Raw genomic sequence first — 21152 nt, forward strand, 5'->3', positions numbered from 1 at the left:
CGCCTCAGTCCTCCTGCGGGTTCGCGACGCGGCGGACGATACCCGCCAGCGCGCTGCTGACGATGGTGACGATCAGCGCGCCCCAGAAGGCCGCCCAGAAGCCGTCGACGTGGAAGGGCAGGTCCAGCTGCCCGGCCAGGTAGCTGGTCAGCCAGAACAGCAGGCCGTTGACGACCAGGCCGAACAGCCCCAGCGTCAGCACGTAGAGCAGGCAGCCCAGGGTCTTGGCGATCGGCTTGAGCACCAGGCTCACCAGGCCGAAGATCACCGAGACGGCCAGCAGCGTCAGGATCTTCGCGGTGGTGTCCTGACCTGAGAGCTCGATGCCCGGCAGCGCGGTGGTGATCCACACCGCGGCCATCGTGATCAAGATGTGCAACACCAGTGCCACAGCGCCTCCCTAGTCGATCTACCCGAGACGCTACCGCCGAACGCGCTCGCCGGTCAGTCGAATAGCGTTCCGACGAGGTCCAGCGCGTCGGCGCGGGTGCGGGTGCGGGCTTCCAGGAACCGGTAGACGAGGCCCTGCCGCAAGCCCCACGGGCAGATCTCCAGCTCCGCGAGCCCGAGCGATTCCATGATCACCTCGGCCGCGATGGCCCCGGCCAGGATCCGCTTGCCCCTGCTGCGGGAGACGCCGGGCAGCTTCGCGCGCTTGCGGTGATCGAGCTCCGCCAGCCTGGGTATCCACTCCGCCAGGCCCTTCAGGCGCAGTCGGTGCGGGCGGCGGACCACGGCGTCCGGCGTGCTCTCGGTGAGCACCGCGAGCTGGCGCAGCACCTTCGACAGCGCCAGCGGGTGGCCGCTCTCGACCCGCCGCAGCGCGGGCGGGATCGTCTCGTGCAGTTCGCGGCGCAGCTCGGCCAGCTGCGCCGGGGTCGGCGGGTCGTCCGCGAGGAACTGCCTGGTCAGCCGCGCCGCGCCATGCGGGAGCGAGACGACGCGGCCCGGGTCGGTGCCCGTGCCGGTCGCGACGTCGATGGTGCCGCCGCCGATGTCGACCGTGGTCATCGGCCGGCCGCCACGACCGTGCCAGCGGCGCGCCGCGTGGTAGGCCACCGCGGCCTCGTCGCGCGGGGTCAGCACACCGATGCGCACACCGGCGGCCTCCCCGAGCCGCTTGCGCATCCGCGCGCCGTTGCTCGCATCGCGCACCGCGGAGGTCCCGTAGGCGATCAGCGCTTCCACCGGCTTGTCCGCCGAGGCGCGCACGCAGTGCCGCACCGCGCGTTCGGCGTCGGCGATGCCCTCCTCCGTCACCCGCCCGTCGGCGAGGGTGTGCTCGGCGAGGCGCGTGCGGGACTTGACGCTCCAGGTGGCGCGCGGCATCCGCGGACTGGCGAGGTCGACGATGTCGAGGCGGGCCGCCGCGGAACCGATGTCGAGCATGGCCAGCTTCACGACGCACTCACAGGCTCGATTGACGACATGCCAACAGCATGGCCGCGACGACCGTGGTTCGGGCAAATCGAGCGACCGCTTTTGGGACGTGGGTCACACGACGCGGCGGTACCGGCGCACTCCCCGCCGAACCGTACTCAGCGGTAACCTCGCTGGGAGAACTCGGCGGTGTCGCCGCGCGGCGCCGCCTCCGCTGGACCTCGGGAAGGAACGGCCGATGCGCATCGGGATGCCGCTGAACTACAGCGGAGGCTTCAAGGAGACCGTCGACGACCTGGCGACGTACGAGAAGGCCGGGCTGGACATCGTCTACGTCCCGGAGGCCTACTCGTTCGACGCGGTCAGCCAGATGGGCTTCATCGCCGCGAAGACCGAACGGCTGGAGATCGCCTCCGGCATCCTGCAGATCTACACCCGCACGCCCACCCTGACCGCGATGACCGCGGCCGGCATGGACTTCGTCTCCGACGGGCGGTTCACGCTCGGGATCGGCGCTTCGGGCCCGCAGGTCATCGAGGGCTTCCACGGCGTTCCGTACCACGCGCCGCTGGCCCGCACGCGGGAGATCGTCGACATCTGCCGCCAGGTGTGGCGCCGCGAGAAGGTCGAGCACAGCGGGAAGCACTACAACATCCCGCTGCCCGCCGAGCAGGGCACCGGCCTGGGCAAGCCGCTGAAGCTGATCAACCACCCGGTGCGCGAGCGGATCCCGATCCTGATCGCCGCGATCGGCCCGAAGAACGTCGAGATGGTCGCCGAGATCGCGGAGGGCTGGGAACCGATCTTCTTCCTGCCCGAGCGCGCCGGAGACGTGTGGGGCGAGCCGCTCGCCGCGGGCAAGGCCAAGCGCGATGCCTCGCTGCCGCCGCTGGACGTGGTCGCGCAGGCTCCGCTGGCCATCGGCGAGGGTCTGGAGGACCTGGTCGACTTCGTGCGCCCGATGGTCGCGCTCTACGTCGGCGGCATGGGCGCCAAGGGCAAGAACTTCTACAACAACCTCGCCCGCCGCTACGGCTACGAGGCCGAGGCCGAGGAGATCCAGAACCTCTACCTCGACGGCAAGAAGGACGAGGCCGCCGCGGCCGTGCCGCGCGACCTGCTGGAGAAGATCTCCCTCATCGGCACCGAGTCCCACGTCAAGGAGCGCTTGGCGGCGATGAAGGAAGCCGGCGTCACCACCCTCAACGTGACGCCCTTCGCCGGTGACGCCCCGGGCCGCGCCAAGCTCATCGAGCAGGTCAAGACCCTCGCGCAAGACGTCTGATCCCCGTCGTCACCGACGGGAACTGCAGTGATCATGTGCTCGATCGCCGCAGTTCCCGCCGGTGCGATGACCGCGAACGGGTCAGGCTTCGGCGGTGGTGCGGGTCGGAGCGGTTTCGGCCGTGCGGGTTTCACGCAGGAAGTAGGCCGCGCCGAAGGTGCACAGCGACATCGCCAGCAGGAACACCGAGACCGAGGCCGACGTGCCGGTGGCGGCCAGCAGCGCGGTCATGATGAACGGGGTTCCGCCGCTGACCAAGATCGCCGCCAGCTGGTAGGCCAGCGACGCCCCCGAGTAGCGGACCCTGGGGTGGAACAGTTCGCTGAGGTAGGCCGCCAGCGGACCGTAGGTCATGCTCTGGCCGACGCTGCCGATCACTCCGGCCAGGGCGATCAGCCAGATCGACGCGGTGTCGATCAACCAGAAGAACGGGAACGACCACAGCGCGAGGATCCCCGCCCCGAGCAGGATCATCGGGCGGCGACCGAGCCGGTCGGACCACGAGCCCGAGAAGAAGATCACGAAGATGCCGGCCAGCGAGGTCAGCAGCGTGACGCCGAGCAGCTGCTGGCGGGGAAGTCCGAGCTCCCGGGTGCCGTAGTCGAGTAGGCCGGAGATCCCGATGTAGAAGAACGTGTTCGTGGCGAACAGCAGTCCGGCTCCCAGCAGGACGCTGCGCTTGTGCTCGCGCAGGACCTCCACCAGCGGAGCCTTGACGACCTGCTTCTCCTGACGCTCCTGCAGCTCCTGGAACACCGGGGTGTCCTCGATCTTGAGCTGGATGTAGAGCACGACCGGCGCGAGCACCGCGCTGAACAGGAACGGCAGCCGCCATCCCCACGAGAGGAACTCCTCCGCGCTCATCAGGGCGCCCACGCCGAGGAACGCGAGGTTGCCGAAGATGACGCCGAACGGCACGCCCATCTGACCGAACGTGCCGGCCATGCCGCGCTTCCCGCTGGCGCTGTTCTCGGTGAGCAGCAGCACGATGCCGCCCCACTGCCCGCCGACCGCGATGCCCTGCAGGAACCGCAGCGTCACCAGCAGGATCGGTGCCGCCACGCCGATGGTTCCCGCGCCGGGCAGCACACCGATCAGGAACGTCGCGGAGCCCATCAGGATCAGGCAGGTCACCACCGCCGGTTTGCGGCCGATCTTGTCGCCGAGGTGACCGAAGACCAGACCGCCGATGGGGCGGGCGATGAACCCCGCCCAGAACGTCGCGAAGGACAGCAGCACACCGACCAGCGGTGAGGCGTTGGGGAAGAACAGCGTGCCGAACACGAGCGCGGCCGCGGTGGCGTAGATGAAGAAGTCGTACCACTCGATCGAACTCGCGATCAGCGCCGCGCCGCGCAGTCTCTTGGGGGTTCTGGGTGGCTCCTGAACAGTCATGGAGGGACTCCCTTGTCCGCAGGCAGACCGACTGGTTGGTATGACTGTGATGTCGGTCTCCCCAGGAGTCAAGGGGTGATTTTTCGGACGATCAGCCTCCGTTGAGCACCCGGATCGGGGACCCCTCCGCGAAGGCGCGGATGTTCTCGACGGTCTCGGTGAAGAAGGCCTCGTAGGTGTCGTCGGTGACGTAGCCGATGTGCGGTGTGAGGACCGTGCGCGGAGTGCTGCGCCACGGGTCGTCGACGGGCAGCGGCTCGGTGCCGTAGACGTCGATGCCCGCTCCCGCGATCCGGCCCTCGTGCAGCGCGGCGCGCAGCGCGGCCTCGTCCACGATCGGGCCGCGCGAGGTGTTGATCAGGAACGCGGTCGGCTTCATCATCGCCAGCTCATCGGCGCCCACCAAGCCGCGGGACCGCTCGCCGAGCACCAGGTGGACGCTCAGCACGTCGGACTCGGCGAACAGCTCGTCCTTGCCGACCAGCCGCGCACCGGCCTCCGCAGCGCGCTGCTCGGTCAGGTTGCTGCTCCAGGCGATGACGTTCATCCCGAACGCCCGTGCGACGTCGGCGACCTGCGAACCGAGCCGCCCGAGCCCGAGCAGGCCGAGGGTCTTGCCGCCGAGCTCGACCCCCACGCCGGTCTGCCAGCCGCCGGTCCGGACCTGCCGGTCCTGGCCGGGGATGTCGCGCAGCAGCGCGAAGATCAGCCCCCACGCCAGCTCGGACGTCGCGCCCCAGCCCCCGCCGCTGCCGGTCCCGGCGACGACCACGCCGTGGTCGCTCGCGGCCTCCACATCGATCGATGCGTTGCGCATACCCGTGGTGACCAGCAACTTCAGGTTCGGCAGGCGGGTGATCACCTCGCGCGGAAAGCGCGTGCGCTCGCGCATCGCGGCGATCACGTCGAACGGCTCCAACGCCGCCACCAGCTCATCGACGTCGGCGACGTGCTCGGTGAACACCTCGACGTCGAGGCCGTCCCAGTCGGCGTAGCTCCGGGCGACGTCCTGGTAGTCGTCGAGCACTGCGATGCGCATGGCGAACCTCCCGTTCGGCGATCACGAGACGGCGAAATCCTAACCGGGTGATCGCCTTCGGCCCCGATGGCGAGGGACACTGTGCCGCGTGACCGGATCGACCCTGCTGCACCTGCTGCCGTTGAGCACCTTCCACAGCGACCGCGACCAGCCCATCACCGCCGAGAGCCTGGCCTCTCAGGGATTCGTGCACTGCTCCCCCGACGTGCCCACCACCCTGGCCGTGGCCAACACGCTCTACAGCCACGTCGAGGAGCCGATGGTCGCCATCGAGCTGGACCCGGCGCGGCTGTCCTCGCCGGTGCGCTGGGAGGCGGCCGAGCCGGCCCCACCGCCGGGAGTGCCCGCCGACCAGCGGTTCCCGCACGTCTACGGCGCGCTGGAGCGCGAATCGGTGATCGGCATCCGCTACGCGCGCCGCGATGTCAAGGGCACCTTCCTATCGCTGGAGTCGCGCAGCCGCACCGCCGAGGAGTTCGATCTGATGCCGCACCCCGAGGGCGGTTGGTACCGGCGGACCTGGGCCAGTTCGGTGGAGGTCGAGCGCCCGAACGGCACGCGCCCCACGGCGACCACGATCTACTTCCTGCTCCCGCCCGGCCAGCGCTCGGCGTGGCACGTGGTGGCCTCCGACGAGGTCTGGCTGTGGCACCGCGGCGGACCCCTCGCGTTGCAGCTGGGCGGCACCGGGGCGCAGCCCTCGGAACACCCCGAGCAGGTGGTGCTGGGCGCGGGTGCGGGTCAGACGCCGCAGGCGGTGATCCCGGCCGGGACCTGGCAGTGCGCCTCGGCCGCGGCGACCGTCGAATCGCTGGTCACGTGCGTGGTGTCGCCTGGGTTCGACTTCGCCGACTTCGAGGTCCTGTAGGCCGGTCGAAGTAGGAGTGCCGCGCGCCCGGCCGGCGCATCGCGCCAGGACCTCCGGCGATGACGATGGCCGTGCGCGGGCGCCGCGCGGTTTCGACGGCGGCCACCACCGCGGGCAGGGAAGCTCCCCTGGCCAGCAGCGCGGCCCGGCGCCTCCGGTAGGCCGCGGCGAGGCCGCGGCGTTCGCGGTGCCTCCCGCGGCGAGTCGTGCCGGAGCCGAGCATGCCGCGTTCGACCCAGGACATCACGATCGAGAACACCAGAACCGTTCCGATGCCGACGCCCGCCGCCGCGGCGAACCCGGTCAAGGAATTCAGCACCGGCAACACCCCCGAAACTAGCCGGTTCTCACCCATCGGATACCCGCGCGACCTCTCCCCGAATCCCGGCCGATCGGCCGCCCGCACCCGGGTCATCAACTGCGCGGATCCACTGTGGCCTGTTGGTTTCAACGGTAGGGGCGGGTCGTCTTGAACGCTGCTCGCGTCCGGCCCCTATCGCCTCAACGGGTGAAAACGAACCCGTCTCGGATCGATTCGCCTGCTCCGAACGATCGTTGATCGAGCACATCTTCGGCCGCCGGGGCTAGCATCGGAGGCGGAGTCGCCGCGTTGCGAATCCGGCCCGGAGGCAACCGGCCGCGGTCGGCGCGCGTGCTGATTCGAGAGGGCCCGTTCTCACGCCGCGTTGCACCGGGGAGGTGTCGGCCGTGCGGGGTTATCCCGTCCACCTGCTCTTCCACCTGCTGGCTGTCGTCGCCGGCATCGCCTGCGGCGTCGGCGGCGCGCTGTGGTGGTTCAACAACGATCGCAACGCCCTCTACCTGGCCGTGACCGCGCTGATCGTCGGGATCATCGTGCTGCTGCTGCAGGGCTTCTACATCAGCGCCAGCCAGCCGCCGCGGCGTGCGCCGCGCAGGCCGATGCCGCCCGCTCCGCCCTCGCACCCGCGGTTCCAGCCGGTGGCCGAACGTCGCGAGCCGACGCGCCCGGACCTGGAGCCCGTCGCACCGCCCGAGGCTCACGCCGATTCGGCCGACCAGGAGACCAAGACCTCGGCGATCGACGCCCTCAACGAGCACACCAAGGGATGACGTCGCAGGTTCTCCGGCTCATGCCGATCACCGTTCCCAGCTGGTGATCCAGCAGCGGAACGCTCGTCACGCCGTGAGCTGCTCGTCGGGGTAGCACCACATCCAGTCCTCCCCCGGTTCGAACGAGCGAACCACGGGGTGCCGGGTGTGCTCGTGGTGGGCCGTGGCGTGCCGGTTGGGGCTGGAGTCGCAGCAGCCCACGTGCCCGCACTCGGTGCAGATCCGCAGGTGGGCCCACACCCGTTCGCCCTGGGCCAGGCAGTCCTCGCATCCCTCGACGCTGCTGGGGTTGGGCCGCTGGGTAGCGGCGCTGGAAAGATGTGCGCAACGATCCGACATCGTCCGGTCCCTTCTGATTCCTGCCTCCCCAGCATGTCCCGACGGGAGTGAGCATGCACGACCTGCCCGCGTTGATGGCACTGCTCGCCGGCGCGCTCGCCATCACGGCCCTGTCCCGCCGGCTCGGCGTGCCGTCCCCGCTGCTGCTGGTCGTGGTGGGACTGGCCGTGTCGGCGATCCCCGGCGTGCCGGACTACGCGATCAACCCCGAAGTCATCCTGCTGCTGATCCTCCCCCCGCTGCTGTACTCGGCGGCCCTGCACAGCTCGACGGTGGGGATCAAGGCGAACCTGCGCCCGATCGGTCTCCTGGCGATCGGGCTGGTGCTGTTCTCCACCGCGATCGCCGGGTTGGTGGCGTGGTGGCTGGTGCCCGGCCTGCCGCTCGGTGCGGCCCTGGTGCTGGGCGCCGTGATCGCTCCGCCTGACGCGGTGGCGGCGTCGGCGATCGGACGGCGCGCCGGGCTGCCGCGCAAGCTGATGACGGTGCTCAGCGGCGAGAGCCTGGTCAACGACGCGACGGCGCTGACCGCGTACCGGGTGGCGGTGGCCGCGGCGATCGGCACCGGCACCTCGCTGCTGACGGGGATCGGGATGTTCCTGCTCGCGGCGGTGGGCGGAACGCTGATCGGCTTCGTGATCGCCTGGGTCGTGCACCGGATCAAGCCGCTGCTGCGGGACGACGTGCTGGAGAGCGCCGTGGGGCTGATCGTGCCGTTCTTCGCCTACTTCGTCGCCGAGGAGGCGCACACCTCCGGAGTGCTGGCGGTGGTGGTCGCCGGGCTCTACCTCGGACACCAGTCCCCTGCGCGCAGCGCGGCGACGCGGGTGCAGGACAAGGCGGTCTGGGGTGCGGTGGACACGCTGCTCGAATCGGTCGTCTTCGCGCTGATCGGTCTGCAGATCAGCAGCGTGGTGGCCGGGGTGAAGACGGGTTTCGGGCCGCTGCTGCTGGCGGGCTGCGCGCTGACGGTCGCGGTGGTGCTCGCGCGCGTGGTGTGGGTGTTCGGCGTGATGTACGTACCGGAGTGGGTGCGCGGCAAGCGGCCGGACTGGCGGTACAAGCTGATCGTCTCGTGGGCCGGGATGCGCGGGGTGGTGTCGCTGGCGGCGGCCGCCGCGATCCCCACCGTCACGCTCTCCGGTGAACCGTTCCCGCACCGCGACGAGGTGCTGTTCCTGACCTTGTTCGTCACCCTCGTGACGCTGCTGCTGCACGGCACCACGCTGCGCAGGCTGATCGAGCGGCTGGGGGTGACCGGCGGCGAGGACTACACCGACGCCCTCGCCGAGGCCCAGGCCAGGCACGATGCCGCGCGCGCGTCGCAGCAGCGCCTCGACGAGCTGGCCGAGGAGGTCGAACCGCCGGGCGAGGTGGCCGAGCAGCTCCGGCAGGCCGCGCAGCAGCGCGCGAACCGCGCGTGGGAACGGCTGGGCCGCTCGGACGAGGAGCTGGGCGAGAGCCCGACCGCCGCCTACCAGCGGTTGCGCAGCGAGATGCTGGCCGCTGAGCGCGCGGTGTTCGTGCGGTTCCGCGACGCCCGGCGGATCGACGACGAGGTGCTGCGCCGGGTCATGCACCAGCTCGATCTGGAGGAGCTGTCACTCACCCGGGACTGAGGGCAGGAACCCCAGCTGCGCCGAGAGGTCCGCGGCGGCCTCCCGCATGAAGCCGACGGCCTCGCGGACCCGCTTGCGGGTGAACCGGTAGGTGGGGCCGGAGGCGCTCAGCGAGGCGACGACGTTGCCCTCGTGGTCGTAGACGGCGACGGCGGCGGCGTTGAGGCCGATCTCGAACTCCTCGTAGCTGGTGGCGTAGCCGTCTTGGACGATGAGGTCGAAGTCCTTGCGCTGCTGGCGAGCCCCGATGACGGTCTTCTCGGTGTACTGCTCGAGCTTGCGCGCCAGGATGCGGTCCTGGTCGTCGCGGGGCGCGTTGGCCAGCAGCACCTTGCCGCTGGAGGTGGCGTGCAGCGGCGTGCGCTGGCCGACCCAGTTGTGGGCGGTGACCGAGGCGGTGCCGCGCGCCTGGCTGATGTTGATCGCCACGTCGTAGTCGCGGATGGCGATGTTGACGGTCTCGCCGAGCTCGGTGGCCAGCGAATCGCAGTAGGACTGGCCGATCCGCGAGAGGTCCAACCGCTCGGTGGCCGCGCCCGCCAGGCGCACGATGCCGAAGCCGATGGCGTACTTGCCGCGCTCGCCCAGCTGCTCGACCAGACCTCGCGATTCCAGCACGCTGACCAGGCGGGAGGCGGTGGACTTGTGCACGCCCAGCTCGCCCGCGATCTCGGTGATGCCGACCTCGCCGTTGCGGGCCAGCAGTTCCAGCACGGTGACCGCCCGGTCCACCGATTGCACGAGGGCACCCGAGCTGCTTCCGCGAGATTCAGACGCACTAGCCACGGGCCAGACCCTATCGGCTCGCCGGAGGTGTTCCGCGATCATCCGGGATGGGCGGGCAGTTCTGTTCCTCATTGTGCAACACCCGGGGTCGCTTGGCGAGCGCCGAGCAACGCGGTGGCGACGTGACCTGCGTGGGAGCGGCCGACCAGCACCCGGTAATCGGTGTCGAGCCGCCAGAGGATCACCGGAACCCGGGCGAGCCGCGTTTGCGCGCAGCACCCCGGGACGAACACCCGGGGGTGCAGGTCGAGGGCGCAGAGGGACTGCAGCACGTGTCGGTCGCTGAGCCGCAGCGAGGTTCGAGCGGCTGAGACGTCGACCGCTCCGCGGTGACCGGGTTCGGCGCCGGCGACCCCGATCAGCAGGTACTCGTCCGGTCCCAGGCCGAGGGCGGCGCGGTGCTCATCCCCGACGACGAGAGTGGTGCGCGGAAGCTGGAAGCCCAGCGCGAATTCCGCGTCGGTGCGCAGGTCGAGCTGGTTCAGGAACGGTTCTTCGGTCAGGACCTCCGCGAGTTCGGCGGCGCGGTCCGCGAGCACGCCGCGCCGCGGTTCGCCGGCGCCCGGCTCACCGGCGGGCGGGTGCGGAAGCGGTGCCGCGACCACGGCCACCTCCCTGACGTTCGGATGTCAGCCCAGGCTAGGAGCGCTCCGGACGGCGGGCCAATCCACGAAAGTGGGACGCCGCTTTCCCTTGTCCCACACCAAGATCCACGTCGGAAATTCCCTCCCGATGACCTCTTGACGCATCCCTCCCGCCGAGCGCACTGTTGCGGCATGCGCGGGTAGTTGTCGTAGGCGCAACAAGGCGGAAGCCATGGATTCACGCGTCACAATCCTGTTGGTGGGGGCCGGCATCGTCGGGTGCAGCACGGCCTACCACCTGGCGCGCCTCGGGATCACCGATGTCCTCGTGATCGACCAGGGGCCGCTCCCCGCTACCGGCGGGTCGAGTTCGCACGCACCGGGTCTCGTCTTCCAGACCAACGCTTCCGAGACGATGAGCAGGCTCGCCCGTGACACCGCGAACCTGTACTCCTCGCTGGAGGTCGACGGGCGACCGTGCTTCCACCAGGTCGGCGGCATCGAGGTGGCCACCACCCCGGAGCGCTGGAACGACCTGCAGCGCAAGCTCGGCCTCGCCACCGCGTGGGGAATCGGTGGCGAGCTGCTCGACGCGGAGCAGGTGCGCCAACGCATTCCCGCGATCGACCCCGACCGGATCCACGGCGGACTTCACGTCCCCTCCGACGGGATCGCCAAACCCGTGCGCGCCGCGGAAGCGATGATCCGCGAGGCCCGTCGCCTCGGCGTGCGCTTCGAAGGCGGCACGGAGGTGACCGGTTTCGACCTCAGCGGCGACCGGATCACCAAGGTGCGCACCAGCTCTGGCGACTTCACAGCCGAGACCGTGGTGTGCTGCGCGGGGATCTGGGGCCCGGAGATCGGGCGCATGGCCGGGGTGACCGTTCCGGTGCAACCGCTCGCGCACCAGTACGCGGTGACCACACCGGTGCTGACCGGCGGCGAAACCGAAGTGGCTCAACCGATCCTGCGGCACCAGGACCGGTCGATGTACTTCCGGCAGGCCCACGACCGCTACGGCATCGGCTCCTACCGGCACCGGGTGATGCCGGTGCACACCGACGAGCTCTCCCCCACCGCCACGCCCGGGACCGAAGCCCCGTCCGAGGGCGGCGGGTGGAAGGGCATGGCCTCGGTGCACCCGTTCACCCCGGAGGACTTCGCCGAGCAGTGGGAAGCCGCCCGGCAGCTGCTTCCCGCACTGCGCGACGCCGAGATCGGCGAGGGCATGAACGGGCTGTTCCTGTTCACCTCCGACGGGATGCCGGTGCTCGGCCCCTCCGAGGTGGAGAACTTCTGGGTCGCCGAGGCCGTGTGGATCACCCACGCCGGCGGCGTCGGGCGGGCGATGGCGCAGTGGCTGGCCGGGAGCACGCCCGAGGTGGACCTGCGGCAAGCCGACCTGCGGCGGTTCGACGACTTCGCCCTCAGTCCGGCCTACCTCGCGCAGCGCAGCGCGCAGAGCTTCCGCGAGGTCTACGACATCATCCACCCGCAGCAACCCCCGGAGCGGCCGCGGCCGCTGCGCACCAGCCCGTTCCAGGACCGGCAGCGCGACCGCGGCGCGGTGTTCCTCGAAGCCTCCGGGTGGGAACGAGCGCACTGGTACGCGAGCAACGAAACCCTGCTCCGGGGAAGGGAGATCGCGCGCCCCGGCGAGTGGGCGGGCCGGTTCTGGTCGCCGATCGTCGGAGCCGAGCACCAGGCCGCGCGCGAGCGCGTCGCGATGTTCGACATGACCTCGCTGGCGCGCGCCGAGGTCACCGGTCCGGGCGCGGTGGCGTTGCTGGAACAGCTCACCACCAGCAGGATCGACCGCCTGCCGGGGTACGTGACCTACACGCTGATGCTCACGCCCGAAGGCGGCATCCGGTCGGACATCACGGTGGCGCGGCTGGATCGGGACCACTTCCAGGTCGGGTGCAACGGTCCCCGCGACATCGCGTGGCTGCGCGCCCACGCCGACGAGACCACGCAGGTCCGCGACATCACCGGCGGCACCTGCTGCATCGGGCTGTGGGGTCCGCGCGCCCGCGACGTGCTCGCCCCGCTGGCCGACGCCGACGTCTCGCACGAGGCGTTCGGGTTCTTCCGGGCTCGGCGACTGCACGTCGGCGAGGTCCCGGTGGTGGCGCTGCGACTGTCCTACGTCGGCGAACTCGGGTGGGAGCTCTACACCTCCGCCGACTTCGGGCGCCGGCTGTGGGACCTGCTGGCCGACTCCGGGCACGGGATCTTCCCGGCCGGTCGCGGGGCGTTCAACGGGATGCGGGTCGAGAAGGGCTACCGGGCGTGGGGAACCGACATGTGGAGCGAGCACACCCCCGCCGAAGCCGGCGTCGGTTTCGCGGTGAAGCCCGACAAGGGTCCCTTCGTCGGCCGGGAGTCAGTGCTGCAGCAGGCAGAACCCACCCGGCGGCTGTGCTGCCTGCGGGTCGACGACGGCACGGTCCTCATGGGCTCGGAACCGGTCCTGGACGGCGATCGGGCCGTCGGCTTCACCACCAGCGCCGCCTACGGCCACACCCTCGGAGCCAGCCTCGCCTACGCCTGGTTGCCCACCGGCCGATCCCACCCCGACACCCGGCTGGCGGTCACCTACTTCGACCAACCCCACCCCGTCACCGTCATCCCGGACCCCGCCTACGACCCCGAGATGACCCGAATGCGCCGATGACCCGGCCCCCGACCGCACCCGAGAACCGTCTGATCACAGCTCCGGTGGTCGCCTTCCCGAAATCCAGACCCGAAATCCCACCGACCTCGTGGGCATTTCGCTGACAACGCGTCGAACGAGACTTGGAGGAGCGTCATGGGCGTCAACTTGGATCCTGGGGTTCTGCTGTACCCGCGGCTCCGGAAATCACCGTTCTTCTACGCGTCGCGGCAGCACGGCGTGGGGATGTACAGCGTGTACAACCACACGTACCACCCGAGGCACTACGGGGATCCGGTCGGCGAGTACTGGGCGCTGCTGGAAGGCGTGACGCTGTGGGACGTCGGCGTCGAGCGCCAGGTGGAGATCACCGGGCCGGACGCGTTCGAGTTCACCAACATGCTCGTGCCCCGCGACCTCACCAAGTGCAAGGTCGGTCAGTGCAAGTACGTGTTCGTCACCGGGACCGACGGCGGGATCCTCAACGACCCGGTGCTGCTGCGCCTCGGCGAGAACCACTTCTGGCTCTCGCTGGCCGACAGCGACGTGCTCCTGTGGGCCAAGGCGCTCGCCCACGGCCTCGGCATGAACGTGGACGTCCGCGAGCCGGACGTCGGACCGGTGCAGGTCCAGGGCCCGAAGTCGGGCGAGGTGATGGCCGACCTGTTCGGCGAGTCCATCTTGGACATCCCCTATTACTACGCGGTGCAACGAGAGCTCGCGGGCATGCAGGTGATCGTCTCCCGCACCGGCTACACCGCGGAGCTCGGCTACGAGATCTACCTGCACCACGCCTCCCGCGACGGCGTGCGGCTGTGGGACGCGATCTGGGAGGCGGGCGAGCCGCACGGCCTCACCGTGATCGGCCCCTGCCACATCCGCCGGATCGAAGCCGGGATCCTGTCGTGGGGCTGCGACATCACGGCCGAGACCAACCCGTTCGAGGCCGGCTACGGCTTCGAGAAGACGTGGATGGTCGACCTCGACCAGGAAGCGGACTTCCTCGGCAAGGAGGCGCTGCGCCGCATCAAGCAGGAGGGCGTCGGCCGCAAGCTCGTGGGCGTGCGCATCGACGGGCCGAGCGTCGGGTCGTTCAACGACGGCGCGATGATCGACTTCTTCGACGTGCACGACCCGCACGGGCTGCGCATCGGCGAAGTCACCTCGGCGGCCCGTTCCCCGCGCTTGGACGCCAACATCGGTTACGCGATGGTGCCGATCGCCTACCAGGAGCCCGGCACCGAGCTCGTCGTGCACACCCAGCACGGCCCGCAGCAGGCCGTCGTGTCCGAGAAGCCCTTCCTGGACCCGACCAAGGACATCCCCAAGCGCTTGACGCGCAGCGCGTGAAGGGGGCGAGATGGCATCAGAGCTGCGGCGATCACTCGACCGGATGCGCTACGAGGTGCTCCCGGTCGGTGACGCCCACGTCGAGGAGCTCGAACCCGGCAGCACGGTGACGGTGACCGCCTCGCCCGCCAAGGGCATCGGGCCGACCCTCGACACCGCCGAGCGGCTGGCCGCGAGAGGTCTGCACGCGGTGCCGCACCTGGCCGCCCGGTCGATCCGCGATCGCGCGCACCTCGCGTGGGTGCTGGACCGGCTCGACGCGGCCGGGGTGAGCGAGGTGTTCACCATTGCCGGGGACTCCACCCGGCCGCTCGGCGAGTTCGCCGACTCCCTCTCCCTGCTGCGCGCGATGGAGCGGATGGGGCGACTGCCCTCCCGCATCGGCGTGGCGGGGTACCCGGAACGTCACGCGCTCATCACTGACGAATGCGCCATTCGGGCGTTGTCGGATAAATCGGTCTACGCCGACTACGTGGTTTCGCAAATCACGTTCGACCCTCGCACGATCGCCGACTGGGCCCGTGACGTGCGGCTTCGCGGAGTGCGAGCACCCGTGTACGTGGGAGCGCCCGGGGTGGTGGACGCACGCCGACTGTTGCGCATCGCGATGCGGATCGGGTTGGGTGAGTCGACGCGGTTCCTGCGAAAGCAGTACGACGCGGTCTCGAAGATGCTGGCACGCTACACGCCGGAGGACCTGTTCGACGAGCTGTCCACGCAGCTGACCGACCCCGACTCGCCGATCGCCGGCTGGCACCTGTTCACCTTCAACGAGGTCACCAAGACGGTGCGGTGGCGCGACGATCTGGCGGCCCGGCTGTCCGGCTACGCGGACCGCCCGGCGTGACCGACCACCTCGCAGGAGGTTCTGGCATGACCATCCCGTCCGATTTGGACATTTCCCGTGCGACGGAGCTGCGCCCGATGGACGACATCGCGGGGCAGCTGGGCATCGGGGAACACCTGCTGGAGCCCTACGGGCGCAACGTCGCGAAGATCTCGCTCGACGCGATCGACGAGCTCTCCGACCGCCCGCGCTCGCGCTACGTCGTGGTCTCGGCCATCACCCCCACTCCGCTGGGCGAGGGCAAGACGACCACGACCGTCGGCCTCGGGCAGGCGCTCAACCACATCGGCAAGCGCTCGACCGTCGCCGTCCGGCAGCCCTCGATGGGCCCGACCTTCGGCATCAAGGGCGGCGCGGCAGGCGGCGGGTACAGCCAGGTGGTGCCGATGGAGGCGCTGAACCTGCACCTCACCGGCGACATGCACGCGGTCACCGCGGCGCACAACCTGCTGTCGGCGATGGTCGACAACCACCTGCACAAGGGCAACGCGCTGGGCATCGATCCGCACCGGATCACCTGGCGCCGGGTGCTCGACGTCAACGACCGCGACCTGCGCAACATCGTCTCCGGGCTCGGCGGCAAGGTCGACGGCGGACCGCGGCAGACCGGTTTCGACATCACCGCCGCCAGCGAGGTGATGGCCGTGCTGGCGCTGTCGACGTCGCTGGCCGACCTGCGCAGGCGCCTCGGGCGCATCGTCGTCGGCTACACCCCCGACGGCGAGCCGATCACGGCCGAGCAGCTCAAGGCCGCGGGCGCGATGGCCGTGATCATGCGCGACGCGCTCAAGCCGAACCTCATGCAGACCACCGAGAACACGCCGGTGCTGGTGCACGCCGGGCCGTTCGGCAACATCGCGCACGGCAACTCCTCGATCGTCGCCGACCTGGTGGGCAGCCGCTGCACCGACTACCTCATCACCGAGGCCGGTTTCGGCGCCGACATGGGCGCCGAGCGCTTCTTCAACATCAAGTGCCGCACCTCCGGCCTGCAGCCGGACGCCGCCGTGCTGGTGGCGACGGTCCGCGCGCTCAAGGCTCACTCCGGGCGCTACAAGGTGGTCGCGGGCAAGCCGTTGCCGCCGGAGATGCTGGAGGAGAACCCGGAGGACGTGTTCGCCGGGGCCGACAACCTGCGCAAGCAGATCGACAACATCCGGCTGCACGGCGTCTCGCCCGTGGTGGCGATCAACGCCTTCCCGAGCGACTTCACCAGCGAGCACGAGGCGATCCGCCAGATCGCCGAAGCTGAGGGCGCGCACGTGGCGGTCAGCAACCACTTCACCGAGGGCGGCAAGGGCGGCACCGAGCTCGCCGAGGCCGTCGTCGCGGCGTGCGAGGAACCGGCCGGATTCCAGGTCCTCTACCCGGACGAGGCCGACCTGCGGACCAAGATCGAGACGATCGCGACCAAGGTCTACGGCGCGGAGGCCGTCAGCTACGCACCGGCGGCCGCCAAGTCCATCGACAGCTACGAGGCCAACGGTTACGGCGACCTGCCGGTCTGCATCGCCAAGACCCACCTCTCGCTGAGCTCCGACCCGTCGCTGCTGGGCGCGCCCACCGGCTGGACGTTGCCGGTGCGCGAGGTCCGGGCGTCGGTCGGTGCGGGCTTCGTCTACCCGATCTGCGGTGACATGCGGACGATGCCGGGACTCGGCTCGCACCCGCAGGCCGAATCCATCGACCTCGACGCCGAGGGCAACATCACCGGTCTGATGTGACGTGCGCGTCGAGATCAGCACCGACAGCGCGGACGGTGCGGTGGCCGCGGATCGCCTCGGGGCCGACCGGATCGAGCTGTGCTCGGCCGGGGCGCTGGGCGGTCTGACGCCCGGGCCGGGCCTGCTGTCCGAGGTGCTGCGGCGGTGCCGCGGCAGCGAGGTGCACGTGCTGATCCGGCCGCGGGAGGGCGGGTTCTGCTACTCGCCCGCCGAAGTGGCCGCGATGCGCGCCGACGTCCGGCACGCCGTGTCCGCGGGAGCGGCCGGCGTGGTCGTCGGCGCGCTCGACGCCCAGCACCGGCTCGACGTCGCCTGTCTCGGCGAGCTCATCGCCGAGGCGGGCGACGTCCCGGTCGCCCTGCACCGCGCCGTCGACGTCTGCCGGGACCCGGTCGCGGCGGTGCGCACCGCCGCGGAGCTGGGCGTCCGCCGGATCCTCACCTCCGGCGGCGCCGAGCGCGCGGAGGACGGCGTCCCCGTCCTGCGCAGGATGGCCGAGGCCGCAGGCGAGCACCTCGCGCTGACCGCCTGCGGCGGGATCCGCCCGCACAACGCGCGCACCATCGCCGAGGCCACCGGGATCGGTGAGATCCACGCGGCACCGCGGCTTTCCGTCCGCGGTCCCGGTGGCGCGGTCGACTTCGGCCCGCACACCGCGCTCGACGAGCGCACCACGCGCGAGCTCATCGCCGTGGCCCACCGGGATTCCTGAGAGCGAGGCCGCGCGAGGACCGCTTAGGGTTGCCCGCATGGGAATCGTCCGGTCCGTGGTGCTGTTCGTGCTGGCCGCCATCGCCGAGATCGGCGGGGCGTGGCTGGTGTGGCAAGGCGTGCGGGAGCAGCGCGGACTGCTGTGGATGGGCGCGGGCGTCCTCGCGCTCGGCATCTACGGCTTCGTCGCCACGCTGCAGCCGGACGCGCACTTCGGCCGGATCCTGGCCGCCTACGGCGGGGTGTTCGTGGCCGGCTCGTTGGTGTGGGCCGTGCTGCTCGACGGCTTCCGCCCGGATCGCTGGGACATCATCGGCGCGCTGATCTGCCTGGTGGGCGTCGGCGTGATCATGTACGCGCCGCGACCGCTCTGAGCTACACGCGGGCGTCGCGCCGCAGCTCGGTGATCAGAGCCGTCGACTTGCCCGCCAGCAGCGCCGCGACGTACCGGTCGAGCACCGGCAGGCCCGCCAGGCGCAACGTCGCTCGGCGCAGCCGGAGCTGCAGCGCCGAGGCGGGCAGGAACCAGCGGGCGGCTTTCCGGCCGGTCAGCTGCTTGTCCTCGACGACCGGGCGCCACATCCGCTCGTAGTCGGCCAGCGCCTCGGGGATCGAATCCGCCCGCGCCAGGCGGTCGGCGAGGACGTACGCCCCGGCGATCGCCAGCGACGCGCCCTGGCCGGCCAGCAGCGAGACCGCGTACCCGGCATCGCCGAGCAGCACGATGCGCCCGCTGCTCCACGAGGGCATTCGGACCTGCGCGACCTGGTCGTAGTAGATCCCCGATTCCGGGCACTTCGCCAGCGCCTCCGGCACCACCCACCCCATGCCGCCGTAGGTCTCGCGCACCGCCGATCGGAAGTCGTCCGGCAGCGCGGGATCCGGGGTGCGGTGAACGGCGAAGGCCGCGACCCGGTCGCCGGCGAGCCCGTAGAAGCCCATCTGCCTGCCCACGGTGTCGGTGAGGCAGAACCGGTCGGCCACCTCCCGGTGGATCTCCGGCGAGTCGAACGTGAACGCGGCGGTGTGAAAACCCATGTGGTGCGCGAACCGGGTCTCCTCGCCGAAGACCAGCCGCCGCACGCTGGAGTGGATGCCGTCGGCGCCCACCAGCAGGTCCGCGTCCACTTCCTGGCCGTCGGAGAGCTCGACGCGGACACCGCCGTCGTGCTCGTCGACTCCGATCACCCGCACCCCGTACCGCGGCTCGACCCCGGCCGGAAGCGCTTCGCGCAGCACGTCCTCCAGGTCCGGGCGCATGATGCTGCACAGCTCGCCGTCGGAGAACTGCGCGATGCCCAGCCCCGCGCGGCGCCGGCCGCGCTCGTCGACCAGGCTCATCTCGTCGACCTGGTAGGCGCGGCTGCGGATCGCGGGTAGCAGCCCCATCTCCCGCGCCGCGTCGTACCCCGGCCCGAAGAAGTCCATCATGTAGCCCTCGGGCCGAGGTCCCGGAGCCCGCTCCACGAGCACGACCTCGGCACCGGACTCGGCGACCTGCTTGGCCAGCGCGAGCCCGGCGATACCGGCCCCGCCGATCACGATCTTCATCGTCACTCCTCCCCGGGGACCAATCTCCCCAGCACGTCGGCCACGGCCCGGGTCTCCGGGCCTTCGGCGAGAGCCCGGTGCAGCAGCAGGCCGTCGATCGCGGCGGCCAGCACCGCCGCCGTCGCGTCGGGTTCGGGCACGTCGTGGGCCGCGAGCAGTGCACCGACGCCGTCCCGGAAGCGCCTCAGCTCGGCCCCGATCCGCTCGCGCAGCCCCGCATCACGGGTCGCGGCCAGGTACGCCTCGAGGAAGACCATCGAGGTCGGGTCGTCGCCGGAGTACTCGGCGACCGAGGCGACCATCGCCCTGACCGTCGAAGCCGGGTCACCGCCCTCGCCGACCTGCTCCTCGGACGCGGCGAGAACCTGCCGCATCAGCCCCAGAACGGCCTCGTTGAGCAGCTCCGCCATCGACGGGAAGTGGTAGTGCACGACGCTCGGCGTCACCCCCGCCCGCTCGGCGAGAACGCGCGTGCTCACCGCGGTCCAGCCGCGCTCGGGGATCAGCTCGACCGCTGCGGTCAGCAACCGCTGCCGGACCTCGCGCCCGCGCTCCGCCGCAGGTGAACTCATCCCGAACCCTCCAGGGCACTCGTCCTGTACGACTGCCCTAATCGTAGCGCGCGACGAAGCGCGGTTCCAGGGAATTCCGAGGACGACGGGAAGGAGCACCCGTCAGGAGGAGCGGGCGGAGGTCACTCCGAGAGGGTGAGCTCCGAGAAGCGGACCGGGAACCCCGCGCCGTCGGGCGAGGCGCACATGGGACCGGCCTGGGCCGGCACGTCCGGCGGGAAGTAGGCCATGCGGAGGTTGTTGACGGGCTCGCCGCCCTCGGCGGCGTAGCGGACGTGCACTGCGTCCTCGAAGCGCTCGATCTCGACGGTCACCGACTCGACCTCACCGCAGGCCGCGGTCAGCGGCAGCACGCTCCAGTCGGAGTGCTCGCGGGTGACCACCGCCGACAGGTACTGCTCGCCGTCGACGTACTCGATGCCGGTCTTGATCCAGTTGTCCGCGTCGACGCGCAGCATCAGCCCGGCCTGGTCGTGCTGCTCGCGGTAGTCGCCGAAGAACCTGGCGCGCATCCGGAACTGGGCGCCGACCGGCCGCAGCAGGGCGTGCCCGGTGTCGCGGGCGAACCCGTAGTGCGTCGTCTGCCAGAAGTCCGTGTCGGTGTCGCTGGTGACGGTCAGACCGGCGTAAGTCAGCCAGTTCGCCGGCTCGTTGATCCAACGCCACCCGCTGAGCTCGAACAGCGTGAGGTCTTCGGCTTGCTGCATCGCACACCGCTTTCGCTCGGTCCGCGCGCCGCAGCAGCGGCCCGCATCCCCCGACGCACACAGTCAGGCACCGAAGAGTACCGGGCGCGGATCAAGACCAGCGGGCACGCCTCGTGAACCCGCCATCACGGGGAGTCGCTCAGCGGACCACCGTGACCGGGCAGGCCACGTGGTGGACGATCTTCATCGCGACCGATCCGACCAGCATCCCGGCGAAGGCTCCGTGGCCCTTGTCGCCGACGACCATCAGATCGGCCTGCTTGGAGAGCTTCACGAACTCGTCGACGACCTGGCCCCGGATCAGCCTCGGCCTGATGTCGACGTTCGGGAACTCGGGCTTGACCTGCTCCACGGTCGAGTCCAGGGCCTGCTGGCCCTGCTTCTGCAGTTCGGTGTCGGGGGACGCCAGGCGGTAGCCGAACTGGACGGGCTGGTGCCAGACGGTGACCACGTGCAGGATGCCGCCCACCTGCCGCACGTGATCGGCGGCCCAGCGCAGTGCGCGCACCGATTCCTGAGATCCGTCCACTCCGACGACGACGGTCTGCGGCATGACGACGCTCCTTCGCACGAGTTGCGGGGATCTTGTCCGGATCGTATTGCGATGCCGGCTTCGGCGCAGCCCCCGAACCGCTGTCAGGACCGTT

The 21152-nt window shown here is 70.6% G+C and carries 22 protein-coding genes; 10 read left to right on the plus strand and 12 right to left on the minus strand.

The features are described 5' to 3' along the window. Positions 1 to 4: 4 nt before the first annotated feature. The gene (locus FHU35_RS06120) at positions 5 to 391 is read right to left on the minus strand and encodes a phage holin family protein (RefSeq protein ID WP_145737365.1); all 387 of its coding nucleotides are present in this window, start codon (positions 389 to 391) and stop codon (positions 5 to 7) included. Between the two features lie 53 nt (positions 392 to 444). Beyond that, positions 445 to 1401, minus strand: a complete 957-nt coding sequence (locus FHU35_RS06125; RefSeq protein WP_145737366.1) for a Ppx/GppA phosphatase family protein — start codon at positions 1399 to 1401, stop codon at positions 445 to 447. A 217-nt stretch (positions 1402 to 1618) separates the two neighbouring features. Between FHU35_RS06125 and FHU35_RS06130 the strand changes: the two genes are divergently transcribed. Further along, the gene (locus tag FHU35_RS06130; RefSeq protein WP_145737367.1) at positions 1619 to 2665 is read left to right on the plus strand and encodes an LLM class F420-dependent oxidoreductase; all 1047 of its coding nucleotides are present in this window, start codon (positions 1619 to 1621) and stop codon (positions 2663 to 2665) included. A gap of 81 nt (positions 2666 to 2746) precedes the next feature. Here the strand turns inward: FHU35_RS06130 and FHU35_RS06135 are convergent, their stop codons facing one another. Together FHU35_RS06135 and FHU35_RS06140 are read right to left on the minus strand one after the other, a co-directional pair. Then, positions 2747 to 4060 (minus strand): MFS transporter, encoded by a 1314-nt coding sequence (locus tag FHU35_RS06135; RefSeq protein ID WP_145737368.1) that lies wholly within the window; start codon positions 4058 to 4060, stop codon positions 2747 to 2749. A 91-nt stretch (positions 4061 to 4151) separates the two neighbouring features. Then, the gene (locus FHU35_RS06140; protein ID WP_145737369.1) at positions 4152 to 5099 is read right to left on the minus strand and encodes a D-2-hydroxyacid dehydrogenase family protein; all 948 of its coding nucleotides are present in this window, start codon (positions 5097 to 5099) and stop codon (positions 4152 to 4154) included. A gap of 88 nt (positions 5100 to 5187) precedes the next feature. On the opposite strand from FHU35_RS06140, the gene FHU35_RS06145 reads away from it, so the two are divergent. Further along, on the plus strand, positions 5188 to 5967 hold the full coding sequence (locus FHU35_RS06145; protein WP_145737370.1) for a cupin domain-containing protein: 780 nt from the start codon (positions 5188 to 5190) through the stop codon (positions 5965 to 5967). Here the strand turns inward: FHU35_RS06145 and FHU35_RS06150 are convergent. Further along, complete coding sequence (locus FHU35_RS06150; protein WP_145737371.1) at positions 5915 to 6286, minus strand: hypothetical protein; 372 nt, start codon at positions 6284 to 6286, stop codon at positions 5915 to 5917. The two genes, FHU35_RS06145 and FHU35_RS06150, sit on opposite strands and share 53 nt — an antisense overlap. Before the next feature lie 389 nt (positions 6287 to 6675). Here FHU35_RS06150 and FHU35_RS06155 point away from each other — a divergent pair, with 389 nt between their 5' ends. Then, positions 6676 to 7059 carry a hypothetical protein gene (locus tag FHU35_RS06155; RefSeq protein WP_145737372.1) on the plus strand — a complete coding sequence of 128 codons (384 nt, stop codon included), beginning with the start codon at positions 6676 to 6678 and terminating at the stop codon, positions 7057 to 7059. A gap of 66 nt (positions 7060 to 7125) precedes the next feature. Here FHU35_RS06155 and FHU35_RS06160 read toward each other — a convergent pair whose 3' ends face one another. Continuing rightward, the gene (locus FHU35_RS06160) at positions 7126 to 7398 is read right to left on the minus strand and encodes a UBP-type zinc finger domain-containing protein (protein ID WP_145737373.1); all 273 of its coding nucleotides are present in this window, start codon (positions 7396 to 7398) and stop codon (positions 7126 to 7128) included. A gap of 53 nt (positions 7399 to 7451) precedes the next feature. On the opposite strand from FHU35_RS06160, the gene FHU35_RS06165 reads away from it, so the two are divergent. Then, positions 7452 to 9017: a Na+/H+ antiporter gene (locus tag FHU35_RS06165; RefSeq protein ID WP_145737374.1), complete on the plus strand. Its 1566-nt coding sequence runs from the start codon at positions 7452 to 7454 to the stop codon at positions 9015 to 9017. On the opposite strand, the gene FHU35_RS06170 is transcribed toward FHU35_RS06165, so the two are convergent. Both FHU35_RS06170 and FHU35_RS06175 read right to left on the minus strand, forming a co-directional pair. Beyond that, a complete protein-coding gene (locus tag FHU35_RS06170) occupies positions 9000 to 9758 on the minus strand; it encodes an IclR family transcriptional regulator (RefSeq protein ID WP_145737375.1) in 759 nt (252 codons plus the stop codon). The genes FHU35_RS06165 and FHU35_RS06170 overlap by 18 nt on opposite strands. A 113-nt stretch (positions 9759 to 9871) precedes the next feature. Then, a complete protein-coding gene (locus tag FHU35_RS06175) occupies positions 9872 to 10408 on the minus strand; it encodes a sarcosine oxidase subunit gamma (RefSeq protein ID WP_186459275.1) in 537 nt (178 codons plus the stop codon). Positions 10409 to 10619: 211 nt separating this feature from the next. Between FHU35_RS06175 and FHU35_RS06180 the strand changes: the two genes are divergently transcribed. The 6 genes from FHU35_RS06180 (at position 10620) to FHU35_RS06205 (ending at position 18049) form a co-directional block, all read left to right on the plus strand. After that, positions 10620 to 13064, plus strand: a complete 2445-nt coding sequence (locus FHU35_RS06180) for a GcvT family protein (protein WP_145737377.1) — start codon at positions 10620 to 10622, stop codon at positions 13062 to 13064. A 135-nt stretch (positions 13065 to 13199) separates the two neighbouring features. Then, positions 13200 to 14393: a glycine cleavage T C-terminal barrel domain-containing protein gene (locus FHU35_RS06185; RefSeq protein ID WP_145737378.1), complete on the plus strand. Its 1194-nt coding sequence runs from the start codon at positions 13200 to 13202 to the stop codon at positions 14391 to 14393. Between the two features lie 10 nt (positions 14394 to 14403). Continuing rightward, the gene (locus FHU35_RS06190; RefSeq protein WP_145737379.1) at positions 14404 to 15240 is read left to right on the plus strand and encodes a methylenetetrahydrofolate reductase; all 837 of its coding nucleotides are present in this window, start codon (positions 14404 to 14406) and stop codon (positions 15238 to 15240) included. Between the two features lie 26 nt (positions 15241 to 15266). After that, a complete protein-coding gene (locus FHU35_RS06195; RefSeq protein WP_145737380.1) occupies positions 15267 to 16964 on the plus strand; it encodes a formate--tetrahydrofolate ligase in 1698 nt (565 codons plus the stop codon). Between the two features lies 1 nt (position 16965). After that, positions 16966 to 17676, plus strand: a complete 711-nt coding sequence (locus FHU35_RS06200) for a copper homeostasis protein CutC (protein WP_145737381.1) — start codon at positions 16966 to 16968, stop codon at positions 17674 to 17676. A 37-nt stretch (positions 17677 to 17713) separates the two neighbouring features. Beyond that, complete coding sequence (locus FHU35_RS06205; protein ID WP_145737382.1) at positions 17714 to 18049, plus strand: YnfA family protein; 336 nt, start codon at positions 17714 to 17716, stop codon at positions 18047 to 18049. 1 nt (position 18050) lies between these two features. Here FHU35_RS06205 and FHU35_RS06210 read toward each other — a convergent pair whose 3' ends face one another. The 4 genes from FHU35_RS06210 to FHU35_RS06225 all read right to left on the minus strand — a co-directional run bounded on the left by FHU35_RS06210 (position 18051) and on the right by FHU35_RS06225 (position 21058). Then, a complete protein-coding gene (locus FHU35_RS06210; protein WP_145737383.1) occupies positions 18051 to 19226 on the minus strand; it encodes an FAD-dependent monooxygenase in 1176 nt (391 codons plus the stop codon). A 2-nt stretch (positions 19227 to 19228) separates the two neighbouring features. Then, complete coding sequence (locus FHU35_RS06215; RefSeq protein ID WP_145737384.1) at positions 19229 to 19798, minus strand: TetR/AcrR family transcriptional regulator; 570 nt, start codon at positions 19796 to 19798, stop codon at positions 19229 to 19231. 122 nt (positions 19799 to 19920) lie between these two features. Next, positions 19921 to 20505, minus strand: coding sequence for a DUF1349 domain-containing protein (locus tag FHU35_RS06220; protein ID WP_145737385.1), 585 nt, complete (start codon positions 20503 to 20505; stop codon positions 19921 to 19923). A 139-nt stretch (positions 20506 to 20644) separates the two neighbouring features. Then, the gene (locus FHU35_RS06225; protein WP_145737386.1) at positions 20645 to 21058 is read right to left on the minus strand and encodes a universal stress protein; all 414 of its coding nucleotides are present in this window, start codon (positions 21056 to 21058) and stop codon (positions 20645 to 20647) included. Positions 21059 to 21152 lie beyond the last annotated feature (94 nt).

It is taken from the genome of Saccharopolyspora dendranthemae, from assembly GCF_007829955.1.
GTDB lineage: Bacteria > Actinomycetota > Actinomycetes > Mycobacteriales > Pseudonocardiaceae > Saccharopolyspora > Saccharopolyspora dendranthemae.

Coding starts and splice junctions, on each gene's coding strand:
- FHU35_RS06205 (WP_145737382.1), top strand. CDS start 17,714: ATGGGAATCGTCCGGTCCGTGGTGCTGTTCGTGCTGGCCGCCATCGCC.
- FHU35_RS06160 (WP_145737373.1), bottom strand. CDS start 7,398: ATGTCGGATCGTTGCGCACATCTTTCCAGCGCCGCTACCCAGCGGCCC.
- FHU35_RS06190 (WP_145737379.1), top strand. CDS start 14,404: ATGGCATCAGAGCTGCGGCGATCACTCGACCGGATGCGCTACGAGGTG.
- FHU35_RS06210 (WP_145737383.1), bottom strand. CDS start 19,226: ATGAAGATCGTGATCGGCGGGGCCGGTATCGCCGGGCTCGCGCTGGCC.
- FHU35_RS06215 (WP_145737384.1), bottom strand. CDS start 19,798: ATGAGTTCACCTGCGGCGGAGCGCGGGCGCGAGGTCCGGCAGCGGTTG.
- FHU35_RS06180 (WP_145737377.1), top strand. CDS start 10,620: ATGGATTCACGCGTCACAATCCTGTTGGTGGGGGCCGGCATCGTCGGG.
- FHU35_RS06165 (WP_145737374.1), top strand. CDS start 7,452: ATGCACGACCTGCCCGCGTTGATGGCACTGCTCGCCGGCGCGCTCGCC.
- FHU35_RS06140 (WP_145737369.1), bottom strand. CDS start 5,099: ATGCGCATCGCAGTGCTCGACGACTACCAGGACGTCGCCCGGAGCTAC.
- FHU35_RS06195 (WP_145737380.1), top strand. CDS start 15,267: ATGACCATCCCGTCCGATTTGGACATTTCCCGTGCGACGGAGCTGCGC.
- FHU35_RS06225 (WP_145737386.1), bottom strand. CDS start 21,058: ATGCCGCAGACCGTCGTCGTCGGAGTGGACGGATCTCAGGAATCGGTG.
- FHU35_RS06185 (WP_145737378.1), top strand. CDS start 13,200: ATGGGCGTCAACTTGGATCCTGGGGTTCTGCTGTACCCGCGGCTCCGG.
- FHU35_RS06220 (WP_145737385.1), bottom strand. CDS start 20,505: ATGCAGCAAGCCGAAGACCTCACGCTGTTCGAGCTCAGCGGGTGGCGT.
- FHU35_RS06135 (WP_145737368.1), bottom strand. CDS start 4,060: ATGACTGTTCAGGAGCCACCCAGAACCCCCAAGAGACTGCGCGGCGCG.
- FHU35_RS06130 (WP_145737367.1), top strand. CDS start 1,619: ATGCGCATCGGGATGCCGCTGAACTACAGCGGAGGCTTCAAGGAGACC.